This window comes from Chitinophaga hostae (assembly GCF_018224885.1).
In the GTDB taxonomy this organism is placed as follows: domain Bacteria; phylum Bacteroidota; class Bacteroidia; order Chitinophagales; family Chitinophagaceae; genus Chitinophaga; species Chitinophaga hostae.
This window is the reverse complement of record NZ_JAGTXB010000003.1, coordinates 377,372-390,257: the sequence shown is the minus strand read 5'-3', so window position 1 is coordinate 390,257 and position 12,886 is coordinate 377,372. Positions and strand designations below refer to the sequence as shown.

Sequence of the window (12,886 nt, the reverse complement as noted above, 5' to 3'; positions counted from 1 at the left end):
TATGGGAATTTTACACAGGGGCGCATCAAATCCCTTCCTGGAAGGCTTTACCCAGCCAGCTGATAATATCGGTGGCCGTCATAGCTTCCTGCGAAAGGTGTGCAGCTGCGAGATCTCCGGCATAGCCATGCAGCCAAACACCCAGCAGCACCGCTGCTTTGGGAGAATAATCCTGGGAAAGCAGGCCGGTTAATATACCGGTTAGCACATCTCCGCTGCCGCCTGTGGCCATGCCGGGGTTGCCGGTATTATTAAAGTAAACTGCGCCATCGGGGCAGGCTATGGCGGTATATCGTCCTTTTAGTATGATATAGATCTGCAGGCTGACAGCCTGCTTCGACAACAGGTCCAGGCGGGCCGTATCATTGGCGCTGGGACCAAACAAACGTTCAAACTCTTTCGGATGCGGGGTAAGTATGCTGCCGGCCGGTATCCTGGCTAACAGGAACGGATATACGGAAATCAGGTTGAGTGCATCTGCATCTATCACCATAGGGCGTTGCCAGCCGGACAACAGGTGTTCAAAGGATTTAGCGGTTCCCGGTTGCGTATCCAGTCCGGGCCCTATGCCTATTGCTTTATAGTTTGTATTGGTAATATCCTGGTGAAAGTGTGTATTGTAGCGGGGATCCTCGTCGGTAATACACATTGCGCATGGTTCGCTGATCTGCATAATATCGTAGCCACACTGCGGAACATGACAGGAGAGGAGTCCGGCTCCGGCGCGTAAACAGGCCCTGGCACTGAGTATGGCGGCGCCCATTTTGCCATAGCTTCCGGCAATGAGCAGCGCATGGCCATAGGTGCCTTTATGCGCAAACGGATCGCGCGGGCGATAAATGGTGCGCATAATTTCACGGTCAGACAGGTGATATCGTGCAGGCGTTTGCGTTATATAATCCGGATGCAATCCAATGGGCAGGATATGCACTTCACCTGCATAGGGAGCGTTTTCCCGCAGCAGGAAAGCCAGCTTGTAAAATTCGAAACTCAGCGTGTAATGCGCCTGTACCACGGCGGTATGGCGATTGCTTTCATCGGCCATCAGGCCGGAAGGCATATCTACGGAAATGATCACATGTTTTTGCCGCTGGTCATTGATCAGATGGATAATACCGGCTGTCCATCCTTCTATTGGCCGGCTCATGCCGGTGCCAAAAATGGCATCAATGATTATTGCATTTGCCGGAAGGGCAGGGAAATCAGATATATCGCCTATATCGTAAACAGTTGAAGAATAATGTTCCTGCAGCGCCTGCAGTTTGAGTTCCTGGTCAGCGCTGGCTTTGGGGCTGTACTGCAATATACCGGTACGAACTGTGTAGCCATGATCGAGCAGTAAACGGGCTATCACGAGTCCATCTCCTCCATTATTTCCTTTCCCGCAAAAAATATAAACGGGATGTACAGGGGAGTAGTGATCTTCGAGCCAGGCTGCGCACTTGCCCGCCGCTCTTTCCATCAGGCCGGAGCTGCTGATGGGTTCGTGGGCGATCGTGAAGGCATCTGCCTCCCTGATTTGTGCAGCAGAAAAGATTTTCATGTCCGGTAGTTGAACCTAAAATTACTCCAAAATAAGGAACATAAAAAAACGGACCATGCTTGCCTCATGATCCGTTTGTGATGAAGTGGTCCGTTTGTTTAGAATGTAAACCTGGCAGACACACCGCCAATCTCCTCACCCATATAGTTGGTGGGTCCAACAAACTGTACGTAAGGTTTCAGATCGGCACTGATGTTTAAAGGAATTTTTTTGAAGGTATACTCAATACCGATAATACCATCCAGTCCTGGTGATACATAGGTACCTTTACCTTTGTCTACATAACGATCCCAGTCGTAATCACGACGGTCGTAGAAGCCGATGTGCGCACCGCCACCGGCATACATATTCAGTTCCGGTAAACCTATATTCCAGTTGTATTCGTACAACGCTGTGAATGTAACATTGCTTCTGTGTTCATGATTTGTAGTTACCATACCTTCAATGGCATGAGGCCCCTGGATAAAATGTTTAATGGTAAAGCCCACTATCCATGGGTTTAAACGGATACCCAGCGCAGTATTGTAATTGGATGGATCGCTGCTTTTGTAACTTTTTTTCTTCTGCGCGTTCGCCTGTATAGCAAGCATGGTAATCAGGCTGAAAAGTAACACGACTTTTTTCATAGATGTGTTGTTTGAATTGAAACTTAAAAAATATACGTTAAGAAACGTTGGCTTCCTTTCTAAAGTATAAATGCACGACGAAAATTAAATCATGATTGCTTTACAAGAACAATGCCAACCGGCTTAAGGAGGCGGAGAAAAATGAATCCTGCAATGCCCGCCAGCAGGGAAGCTGCTATCACGGATATGATGGCAATAATCTGTAATTCCCGCTCTGCATAGGCCAGGGAGGAGATAAAAATAGACATGGTAAACCCGATACCGGCAATTAATCCAACGCCAATCAGCTGCATCCAGCCTGCTTTTGAGGGAAGGGTGGCCAGTTTTAATTTTACAGCAAGAAAAGAAAGTGCAAAAATACCTAATGGTTTTCCCAGCACCAGTCCGGCTATAATGCCATAACTGATATCATTCTGCAGGGCGCCGGCCATATCGGAAGGTAGCTGTATGGCAGTATTGGCCAGGGCGAACACGGGCATGATGACAAAATTTACCGGGTCATGTAAATTATGTACCAGTTGCGCGATCTTCTCCTGCGGAATACAGAATGCCAGCAGCACGCCGGCGATAGTGGCATGTATCCCTGAATTGAAGAGGCAATACCAGAGTACCAGTCCCGGAATGTAGTAGAAAATGGGCCGGTGTACTTTTAAGAAATTGAGCACCAGCGGAATTAGCAGTACGGCGCCACCTATCAGCAGGTATTTTACGTCTAGGTGAGGGGTATAAAAAACAGCAATGGTTAATATGGCTCCGAGATCATCGATAATAGCCAATGCCATCAGGAATATTTTCAGTCCTACCGGCACCCTTTTGCCCAGCAGGGATAATATTCCCAGGGAGAAAGCAATATCAGTAGCCATGGGAATACCCCAGCCATGGGCATAGGGTGTATTTTTATTAAACAGGGTAAATATGAGTGCGGGAAACAGCATTCCGCCGATGGCTGCCAGTACCGGTAAAATGGATTTTTTTAGGGAAGACAGTTCACCTACGGTAAGCTCTCTTTTTATTTCCATGCCTACCAGAAAAAAAAACAGGACCATCATCCCATCGTTTATCCATAACAGGTAGGAGTTGGGAAGGTGCAGGGCGCGGTATTGGTAATGATGTCCGCCTGCCGGATCAAAGAGGGTGTTCCAGAATCCAACATAATCCTCCTGAACAGCTGAATTAGCCAGTATCATAGATATGAGGGTACATACTATGAGTACAATACCTACCGCACGACTGTCTTTTAAAAAGGTGTAGATAGGGGAAATCAGTGTTTTTCGGATAATGTTAATAGAGTGCCGGATCATAATATAAAGAATTGCGAATTAAAAAAAATTACGAATTACGAATTACGAATTACGAGTACTGGAAGATTGGCAATGGTCGTATTTACCTCGTAATTCGTAATTTTTAATTCGTCATTCTTTTATTGCATTAGCTCGTACTTACTTTTCGGCTGCCGCTTAATGTCCCATTTGAAGTTTTCCAGTTGTAACTGTTCTTTAGGACGTTGTGTAAACGGATAAACGGTGCCTTCTGCATCTTTATAAAAAACTACTTTGTTTACTTCTCCTTTTTTGAAGAAGATATTGATGGTGGCGCACTGGGTTTTATTAACGCTCATATAGGCGCCTGCCTGATCTTTGATATAGTTGATGGTTTCGGCGTTCCCTTCCACGTGCATCCAGTCGAGGGTTTCGCCTACTACATAACCTGTAACGGTGTTGCCTTTGATCTGGTTAAACATGCCCGGGCCGGCTTCATTGATAATGAATCCATTATTTTTCAGCTCCATCCTGTCGGCCGTCTGGTTCTTTGTATACATCAGGATGGTATCGCCGCTCAGTTGCGTGGTATTGTTGGACCAGAGCACCGGGTTGCGGTAGAAGCGGAAGACGGAATCTTTGGAAGAATAGTAAACACTGTCGGCCACTCCCTGCAGGGAGTCTGAAAATATACGGACGTTATGATAAGCAAGAATATAGCGTTGCTCACTGGTATCTTTTGGTGCTTTCAGCGCCATACTGTCTGCATGATGTTTAATTCCCGGCAGGGAATCGCGCACGGCTACATCCGGAATGGGCGCTACTTTCACATTTTTCACCAGGGAGGTATCGAGTTTCTGCCTTGTTTTTGCCAGGGCGCTGTCGGCCATGAACATCATAACGTTGCCGGCTATACTATCTTTTTGTTTCCTGGCAATAGAATCGCCGAGGGCAACGGGAGAAATGACGGCGTCGAATCTCTCCGGCGGTCGTATGGTTTTTAGTGCCTCCAGGTTTTTGGTAGGTGAGTCGGGGATGCGTTTGAGGCCTGCAACAGATGGAATAGACAAACTGTCGTTTGGTCCGATTACGCCTGAAAACAGGGTGTCAGCGGCCATATACAGGGTATCTTTGTTTTTTTCCATGATGAGCAATGGCTTCTGGGTGGCCAGGATTGTTTTTTCGCGCTGATTGGCGATGCCTTTGTTGGCCAGCAGCGACATTTTGCGTGCTGTATCCTTGTATACCATATTGCCGGTGGCATAGGCCATACCGGTTAATTTATCCATTTCAATATTATCGGCTGTGAGTGTACCGGTACTGTCTTCGATGGTAGGCCGGTTGCCAAAGTTGCCGTATCCTTTATCCGTATCATAATAACCACTGGTAGCATACATAGTGCTTTTGTCGTTATTGTTGATAGTGGTAGGGGCGATGATAGTGGCAATTTTTGTATCGGTATTATACAGCAGTTCGCTGGTATTGAGGGTGTATTCGGGATCTACGAGCAACACGTTCCGGATGAAATGCATCTCTTTGGTTTCTGTGTAGTAGTATCCTTCATCGCTGGTAAGTACGCTTTTACCGTTTACGAGCCGTCCTGACTGGGTGTAGGAGCCAATTTTGGCATTCATGTCGTATTGTAGTTCGGGTCCGGTGATGGTAACTTTACCATCGGTGAGTCGTGCATCTTCTCTTAACAGGGCGATGCGGGTGTTGGCATCGTAGTTAAGAAAGTTACCGTAGATATGAACGCTGTCGGCCTGGTTAATATGAATATGACCGTAAGCGTCGATGATATTCGTTTTGTTATTTTTTATCGCGCTGTCACAGTTAAACAGGGTACTTCCCTGTTTAAAGACGGCATTACCGAGGAATCGGGTAATGCTGATAGAATCATGATCATTCATGATCAGTGAGTCTGAATGAATTATTTCAATAACAGACCCTTTTTTCGGAGCCGGTTCGGCCGGAAACTGGGCGCTGGCCGAAAATGCCAGCAGGCATATTACGGCCAGGAAGGTCCCTGATTTTATGTATCGATGCATTGATGCTTATTGTTGTGCCGCTGAATCAGAAGGTAACGGCTTCGTTTTATCTTTTTTGCCAAACAGGGAAAAGTGTACATAGCGTTTTGGATTGACGCGGAGGTCTTCCAGCAGCTTATTCAGGTTACCCAGTGAGTACTGAAGGTTGTTATACACTTTTTTATCGTTCAGCATCAAACCTGCGGTGCCATCGGTAGTATTGAGTTTGTTGATGGTCTGGTTCAGGCTGTTGATTGTTTGTTGCAGTTGCAGTAATGTTTTGTCGATGTTTCCTTTTGCCAGCGCATCGGTGGTTTTCTGGGCGTTGTCGAGTATACCTGTGATTTTAGCGTTGTTGTCTTTCAGGTTACCGGTTACAGCGGCCAGGTTGTTGAATGTTTTCTGGATATTGCCTTTATCAGGATCCAGCATGCCATTCAGGGATGCGGAGGTATGCGTAAAGTTACGCATGGTGGTATTCAGGTTACGGATGGCGTCCTGCAGGTTACCTTTTGCGGTGGTGTCGAGAATGGCATTCACAGACAGCAGTACGGTATCAATATTAGAGAGGGTGCCTTCCAGTTTTTTTACCAGCGGGTTAAGCTGTTCTTTGAGTGCATCTGTCATGGAGCCGTCTACCGCGGCATAGATGGTATCGCCGCTTTTCAGATATTCGCTGGCGTTACCCAGGTCCATCTGTACTGTTTTGGTACCCAGGAGATCGCTGCTGATGCGGGCAACGGAGTTGCGCGGGATATCAATTTTTTTGGTAATGGTGATGGCTACCAGTATCCTGGAGGCATCTTTATCCATTACTTCCAGATTGGATACACTGCCTACTACCAGTCCATTTACCTGTACAGCATTGGCGGGTTGTAATCCGTTTACCTGCTTATATACGGCGTAAATGGTTTTATTATGTGAAAAAAGGCTTTTCCCCTTCAGTAAATTAAAGCCCAGCACAAGTAAGGTTATACCCAGCACCGTTAATATACCAACTTTGGTTTCATTAGATAATTTGAGCATGAGATTCGTATACGTTCACGCAAAAATAATCAAAAAGCATGCACGGGAAGTGATCGTGTAAAAATGTTGCTAATAAAAAAGGGGAAAGGGGGAAAACGGGGAAGGGGTATGGGAGGTAGCGGGAACTAGCAGGAGGTAACAAAAGCGTCTTTAAATCCCAGTTTGCGGGCCTTGCGCAGGGCACTGGAGGCTTGCTGGTCTGTTTTGAAACGGCCCCATATATATTTGTTTAGTTTTTTTTTATTCATCACCACCTGTTGACGGTTGATGTCACCATGGAGCTTCCTGAAAATGGAAGCTCCTGGTTTATAAAATTTATCTGTAATGAGCAGTTGTACGCAGTAGCTGTCGCCGGGTTGCGGTGCGGCGGGCTTGTTACGGCCTGTTTTACCGGGTTGGAGGGAAGCATGTGTGTTATTGCCTTTGGATTGTATGCTGGTGGTAGACGGCTGGGAATTACGGTTATTGGTGAACCTGTCGAGTTCTTCCCGGTAACGTTTAATAGCTTTATAGATACAGTTGGCCAGTTCCTGTTGTCCGTTGTTGGAATTGAGGTAGTCTTCCTCTTCCGGGTTGCTGATAAAGCCCAGTTCCACGAGTACGCTGGGCATGGCGGTGGCGGATAATACCCAGATACCTTTTTCATTCCTTTGTCTTGCGCCGCGGCTGATACGTCCTACCCGGGTAAATTCATCTTCAATAAGGGTGGAAAGACGGAGGCTTTGGTCGAAGTAGGCATTCCGCAGGGTGTTAAGCAGGATAAAGGTTTCGGGATCGGTATCGTCCATCAGCTGTTTGGTTTCTTCTGAGTTGGCGTCCAATACGATAACGGAATTTTGTTTCAGGGATTCCATTTTTGCGTTATTCTTGCTGGTGGCCCATATATACGTTTCCGTGCCTTTGGCATTGCTGGGGTAGTAGGCATATATCGGCTGTTTAACCGCTATTTTCCTTTTACCTTTTTTGCGGTAAACGGTTTTGTAGTCTACTACTTTACGGATTTTACCGGTTGAATTACAGTGGATGGATACGAAGAGTTCTCCCTTATTATCGTTGGCGATCTGGGCTTTTTTGCGGGGATCGTCAAAGCGGTCGCTTTTTCGTGTATACACCACCTTTACATCGGGCATATTTTCTTCCAGGATTTTCCCCAGTTTCAGGGCTACTTCGAGGGTGACCTGTTTTTCGGTGGAGTAGCTGCCTTTGGCGCCGGGATCTTCACCGCCGTGGCCGGCATCAATTACAATCGTTCTGATAGGCTTATCCTGTTTTGAGGAAACGGGATTATTTTTGGCCTGAATAAAAAAGGTACAGGTGAATAGTGTTCCCAGTCCTAAAATCCAAAATCGGTTCCAGCGCATGATTCTCATTTTAATGGGTGCTGTTTTTCACAAAAAATAAAAAAATAAGTTTATCTGTTAAATTAATAATCCGCTTGCTCCTTGCGAGTTTACGTCAATCTGACTAATACCTGCCGCTAAACAATACAAGTTGCCTTTTGTAATAAATTGTATAAAATCTTGTAGGTTTGTGGCCGCCGTAACACATGAACATCAGCTACAAAAATAATTATAAAAAGTTTTTTCGACATACATACCTGGTTTTTGCCGGTATGTTGATTGCCATTCCCTTTATTATAGATGCAGTTGCAGCCACCAGGCCACATGCTGTTTCATTTTTTAACAAAAGTTTGGCAGATACGACTCCGGTAACCAGGAAAGATACGGGTAAAACCCAACGACCTGCTGTTACCCCGGCTGCCGCCTCCGATACCAATATACTGTCCAGGGATAAGGATACCAGCGGAGCCGGCACGGTTGATACCCTGTTTGTACCAAAGATATCGAAAGACACGCTGGATGCGCCGGTTAATTATAAAGCCAAGGACTCTATCATCCTGATGGTACCCGACAAACGCTTTTATTTATATGGTACTGCCAACACAAAGTACAAAACCATTGATCTTTCTGCCGAAAAAATGAATTTCGACCAGGAAACCGGTGTGCTGGAAGCTACCAATGCCAAGGATACGGCCGGTAAACTGTTTGGCGGGCCGGTTATGAACGATGGCGGACAAAGCTTTGAATCGGATACCCTCCGTTATAACTTTACTTCCCAAAAGGCAAAGATCTATAATACCCGGTCCCAGTACGGCGAAGGCTATATTCATAGTGCACAGACCAAAAAAGCTGCAGATAATACCATTTTCGGTTTTAAAAATGGCTATACCACCTGTAACCTGGATACGCCGCATTTCAGCTTCCGGGCCCGCAAAATAAAGGTTATCCCTGATAAACTGGTTATTTCCGGCCCGGCCAACCTGGAAATTGAAGGTATTCCTACGCCTTTATTTATACCTTTTGCCATTTTCCCTATCACGCAGGGACAGCGGTCGGGTATCCTGCCTCCGCAGTATGTGGTAAATCAGCAGAAGGGGATAGGTCTTGAAAACGGAGGGTACTATATAGGTTTGGGCGACAATTTTGACCTCACGATGCGGGGTGACGTATACTCATACGGCAGTTGGAGCATGACGGCCAGTCCTACCTATCGTAAGCGGTACAAATATAACGGGGGGCTTAACCTCAGCTTTGCCAATACCCGTTTTGGCGATCCTGCCGTGAAATCAGAGTTCAGCACCTCGAAAGATTTCCGGGTAACCTGGAATCACAGCATGGACAGCAAGGCCAGGCCGGGTGTAAACTTCGGGGCAGCGGTAAATTTTGGGACCTCTTCTTACAACAGGTATAACGTATACGACTATAACACGCGTGTAAACAATAACATCGGATCGTCTATCACGTTCTCCAAAACCTGGATCGGCAAGCCCTATAACCTGACACTGGGCCTGAACCATTCACAGAACCTTAGTACCCGCGATGTGTCTGTTTCCTTCCCGGACGGAACCTTTACGGTAAATACTATCTACCCTTTCCAGCCAAAAGAAATGGTAGGTACGCCAAAATGGTATGAGAAAATTGGGGTGTCCTATAATACGGTGTTGCGCAACCAGGCTAACTTTAAAGACTCGCTGTTTGGTAAACAGGCCATGTTTGATGCTATGCAAACAGGCATGCAGCATAATATCCCGGTCTCCTTCTCCATCCCGGTATTTAAAACATTTACGCTGTCGCCGGGTATTAACTATACAGAATACTGGTATACCAAAAAGTTCAACCGTAAATGGGATCCCAATAAAAACAATCCCGGATTGGGTACCAAAGGCGCCATCGATACTTCTTACCAGGCCGGCTTCTTCACCGCCCGTGACGTGAGCGCCAGCTTGTCGCTGTCCACCGCTATGTATGGCATGTACACCTTTAATAAGCACTCAAAGGTAAAGGCCATCCGTCATGTGATGCGGCCCACACTGAGCGCCAGTTACCGGCCGGATCTGAATCCCAACCTCTATAAGGAGTTACAATATAACAAAGAAGGCGATAAGTCCATGGTATCGGTATATGATGGGGCTATTATCGGTGTACCTTCTCCCGGGTCTTTCGGCGGGTTGAACTTCGGTTTGGATAACAACCTGGAAATGAAGGTATACTCAAAAAAGGATACTACGGGGAACCATGAACGAAAGATAAAGTTGCTGGATGGTTTTGGTATTAACGGTAGTTATAACCTGGTAGCAGATTCCTTTAAGCTGTCGACCTTCAGTATATACGCGCGTACCAACTTATTTGATAAGCTGAACATTTCCGCCAGTGGTAATATTGATCCTTACCAGACGAATGCGCGCGGGAACCGTATCGACAAATATGTGTGGCAGCAGGGTAAATTCAGTATTGGCCGTTTAACCAACGCCAGTATTTCCATGAGTACATCGTTCCAGTCGAAAGATAAAAAGAGCCAGGCCAAGGAACAGAAAATAGATTCTATTGAGAATGCACAGGGCGCGGATGCTGCCTTTGCTGCGCAACAGCGGCAGCTGGCCATGGTACGTAATAACCCTGGCGAGTATGTGGATTTTGATATTCCATGGCGTGTGGATCTCTCATATAGCTTATCATACACCAATACCGTAATCCCTGATTCCGGTGGTGTTGTAAAACGTATAACCCAATACGTTAGTTTCAACGGCGACTTTAGCCTGACGCCTAAATGGAAGATCGGATTGAACAGTGGTTTCGATTTCACCAATATGCAGATCGCCTATACGAACATGTATATCTCGCGGGATCTGCACTGCTGGCAGATGTCTATTAACCTGATTCCGTTTGGTACCTTCCGGCAGTTTAGTATTACCATTAACCCGAAAGCCGGTATTCTGAGGGATCTGCGAATAAACCGATCGAGACAGTTTTACGACCTTTAGACCGGGAGGTTTTTTTGCCGGGGATTTTTTCTTGCCCAGGATTAACGGTGATTATGATGATTTTCAGGATTTTTTCTTTTTTGATTTTAAAAGATTCGGGAAGATCTAAGCGGATAAATTCGTTTAGATCTTCCCGAATCTTTTAAAATCAAATTATAATCACAAGAAAAAATCCTGAAAATCATCATAATCACCGTTAATCCTGGGCAAGAAAAAATCCTGGGCAAGAAAAAAATCATGCGTAAGACGCGCTATATATCCCGCTTTATATAATACTCCCACATCTGCTTAAACACCTTTTCCTTCAGTGCCGGCAGGTCGTCCCTGTTAAGGCCTGCAGTAGGCACAGGGGGCAGAAAATGATAATCGATACGGTGGGGCCATGCGAAGAATTTTCTTCCGACCGGTAATATCTTTTTGGTGTGAAACAGCAGGGATGGAATCAGCGGCAGTTGCGTATCTATGGCTAGTGCAAAAGCGCCGTCGTAGAAGGCTTTTAATGGTTCGGAGGTACGGTTGCGCGTGCCTTCCGGGTATAAAAGGATATGCAGGCCCTTAGCAAGGGCCTGTTTCATTTCTATTACACTTTGTTTTCTGCTGGCTTCGCTGCTGCGATCCACCATGATGCCACCGATCTTATACAGTACGCCAAAGAGGGGTATTTTTCCCAGTGAAGCTTTGGCAAGTGTTTTATTGGCACCGGGTATTTTAGCGGTGGTAACAGGTACATCTATCAGTGAGTTATGATTACATACGATCACATAGGTTTGTCCGGGTGCAAAATATTCGGTGCCTTTTCTGTATACGGGGCATCCGATCAGCGGCATATATACCTTCATCCATACTCTCCCTATAGCCAGGAACCCCTTTGATTTCCTGGGATCGGGACAGAAAGAGAAAATCCAGATAGGAATAAATACGATCAGCATGGTGCCCGCGAACAACAGCAACATCCAGGCTGCGAATATTCTACCAAGGATATTTTTCAACATAGCTTTTACTTTTATAATCTCCAGTCTACCGGTGCTATCCCTGCTTTACCGAGTATTTCGTTGGTTCTTGAGAAATGCCGGCATCCAAAAAAGCCTTTATCGGCGCTAAAAGGAGAGGGGTGTGCTGCCTGCAAAATATGATGTTTTGTGGCGTCTATCAAATATTGTTTATCCTGTGCAAACCGGCCCCAGAGCAGGAATACCACATCGGAACGTTTATCGGAAATATTTCTGATCACTGCATCTGTAAAATCGCCCCAGCCTATTTTGCTGTGTGAAGCAGGTTCTCCGGCCCTTACCGTAAGAAAGGCGTTTAATAACAGTACGCCATGCTCGGCCCATTTGGTGAGATTGCCACTGGCAGGGATCTCCAGCCCGAGGTCCGTTTTCATTTCCTTGTAGATATTTACCAGGGAAGGGGGCGGTTTAACGCCATCCGGCACAGAAAAACTAAGCCCATGCGCCTGACCCGCACCATGATACGGATCCTGGCCAAGAATCACTACCTTTACCTTGTCTATCGGCGTTTTATCAAAAGCATTAAAGATGAGGTTTCCTGCGGGATAGATCACTTTATTCAATGCTTTCTCATGTTTGAGAAACATGACGATCTGATCAAAATACGATTTGTGAAATTCGTCCTTTAGCGCTTCCTTCCAGCTTGATTCTATTTGTACATCCATGGTATTCAAAACGATATTTAAAGAAAAATAAATTAAATTTGATTTATTGGGAGAAATTTACATAAATTTGCACTCCCAAAACGCGAGATAAATATAACATTTTATTTCACATTACAAGGGAAAAGGAACACATAAGTCTTGGTAGCTCAGCTGGATAGAGCAACTGCCTTCTAAGCAGTAGGCCATTGGTTCGAATCCAATCCAGGACACGAAGAAGAGGACAAATCGATCAGCGGTTTGTCCTTTTTTATTGCGACAAAAACCCATGCTCAAAGTTGTATATTCGTCTGCCGGATTCTACCAACCAAGCGCTTTTACAACCGCTTGCCAGGAATATTTCAGGCGGCAGTAATATAACCGGGGCTTCGCCGTTAAACCTGGAGCTTACAACAATTATTTCAACCAATAA

Annotated in this window: 9 protein-coding genes and 1 tRNA gene; 2 read left to right on the top strand and 8 right to left on the bottom strand. The window is 45.8% G+C overall.

Features of this window, described 5'->3' with window-relative positions; genetic code table 11:
* Nucleotides 1-25: 25 nt before the first annotated feature.
* The 6 genes from KE626_RS08680 to KE626_RS08655 form a co-directional block, all read right to left on the bottom strand.
* Complete coding sequence (locus tag KE626_RS08680; protein ID WP_211972475.1) at nucleotides 26-1,543, bottom strand: NAD(P)H-hydrate dehydratase; 1,518 nt, start codon at nucleotides 1,541-1,543, stop codon at nucleotides 26-28.
* 98 nt (nucleotides 1,544-1,641) lie between these two features.
* Nucleotides 1,642-2,169 carry a hypothetical protein gene (locus KE626_RS08675; protein ID WP_211972474.1) on the bottom strand — a complete coding sequence of 176 codons (528 nt, stop codon included), beginning with the start codon at nucleotides 2,167-2,169 and terminating at the stop codon, nucleotides 1,642-1,644.
* Between the two features lie 89 nt (nucleotides 2,170-2,258).
* Complete coding sequence (nhaA, locus tag KE626_RS08670) at nucleotides 2,259-3,470, bottom strand: Na+/H+ antiporter NhaA (RefSeq protein ID WP_249207361.1); 1,212 nt, start codon at nucleotides 3,468-3,470, stop codon at nucleotides 2,259-2,261.
* A gap of 119 nt (nucleotides 3,471-3,589) precedes the next feature.
* Nucleotides 3,590-5,476, bottom strand: coding sequence for an OstA-like protein (locus KE626_RS08665; protein WP_211972473.1), 1,887 nt, complete (start codon nucleotides 5,474-5,476; stop codon nucleotides 3,590-3,592).
* A 6-nt stretch (nucleotides 5,477-5,482) separates the two neighbouring features.
* Nucleotides 5,483-6,481: an MlaD family protein gene (locus tag KE626_RS08660; protein WP_211972472.1), complete on the bottom strand. Its 999-nt coding sequence runs from the start codon at nucleotides 6,479-6,481 to the stop codon at nucleotides 5,483-5,485.
* Nucleotides 6,482-6,606: 125 nt separating this feature from the next.
* Nucleotides 6,607-7,842 (bottom strand): N-acetylmuramoyl-L-alanine amidase family protein, encoded by a 1,236-nt coding sequence (locus tag KE626_RS08655; protein WP_211972471.1) that lies wholly within the window; start codon nucleotides 7,840-7,842, stop codon nucleotides 6,607-6,609.
* 185 nt (nucleotides 7,843-8,027) lie between these two features.
* On the opposite strand from KE626_RS08655, the gene KE626_RS08650 reads away from it, so the two are divergent.
* Nucleotides 8,028-10,802, top strand: coding sequence for a putative LPS assembly protein LptD (locus tag KE626_RS08650; RefSeq protein ID WP_211972470.1), 2,775 nt, complete (start codon nucleotides 8,028-8,030; stop codon nucleotides 10,800-10,802).
* Between the two features lie 251 nt (nucleotides 10,803-11,053).
* On the opposite strand, the gene KE626_RS08645 is transcribed toward KE626_RS08650, so the two are convergent.
* Both KE626_RS08645 and ung read right to left on the bottom strand, forming a co-directional pair.
* Nucleotides 11,054-11,794, bottom strand: coding sequence for a lysophospholipid acyltransferase family protein (locus tag KE626_RS08645; RefSeq protein WP_211972469.1), 741 nt, complete (start codon nucleotides 11,792-11,794; stop codon nucleotides 11,054-11,056).
* A gap of 11 nt (nucleotides 11,795-11,805) precedes the next feature.
* A complete protein-coding gene (gene ung / locus KE626_RS08640) occupies nucleotides 11,806-12,477 on the bottom strand; it encodes a uracil-DNA glycosylase (protein ID WP_211972468.1) in 672 nt (223 codons plus the stop codon).
* A gap of 135 nt (nucleotides 12,478-12,612) precedes the next feature.
* On the opposite strand from ung, the gene KE626_RS08635 reads away from it, so the two are divergent.
* Nucleotides 12,613-12,686, top strand: a tRNA-Arg gene (locus KE626_RS08635).
* Nucleotides 12,687-12,886 lie beyond the last annotated feature (200 nt).

Excerpts from the sequence above, each read along its gene's own strand:
- KE626_RS08680 (WP_211972475.1), bottom strand. The coding sequence starts at position 1,543 with ATGAAAATCTTTTCTGCTGCACAAATCAGGGAGGCAGATGCCTTCACG.
- KE626_RS08675 (WP_211972474.1), bottom strand. The coding sequence starts at position 2,169 with ATGAAAAAAGTCGTGTTACTTTTCAGCCTGATTACCATGCTTGCTATA.
- nhaA (WP_249207361.1), bottom strand. The coding sequence starts at position 3,470 with ATGATCCGGCACTCTATTAACATTATCCGAAAAACACTGATTTCCCCT.
- KE626_RS08665 (WP_211972473.1), bottom strand. The coding sequence starts at position 5,476 with ATGCATCGATACATAAAATCAGGGACCTTCCTGGCCGTAATATGCCTG.
- KE626_RS08660 (WP_211972472.1), bottom strand. The coding sequence starts at position 6,481 with ATGCTCAAATTATCTAATGAAACCAAAGTTGGTATATTAACGGTGCTG.
- KE626_RS08655 (WP_211972471.1), bottom strand. The coding sequence starts at position 7,842 with ATGCGCTGGAACCGATTTTGGATTTTAGGACTGGGAACACTATTCACC.
- KE626_RS08650 (WP_211972470.1), top strand. The coding sequence starts at position 8,028 with ATGAACATCAGCTACAAAAATAATTATAAAAAGTTTTTTCGACATACA.
- KE626_RS08645 (WP_211972469.1), bottom strand. The coding sequence starts at position 11,794 with ATGTTGAAAAATATCCTTGGTAGAATATTCGCAGCCTGGATGTTGCTG.
- ung (WP_211972468.1), bottom strand. The coding sequence starts at position 12,477 with ATGGATGTACAAATAGAATCAAGCTGGAAGGAAGCGCTAAAGGACGAA.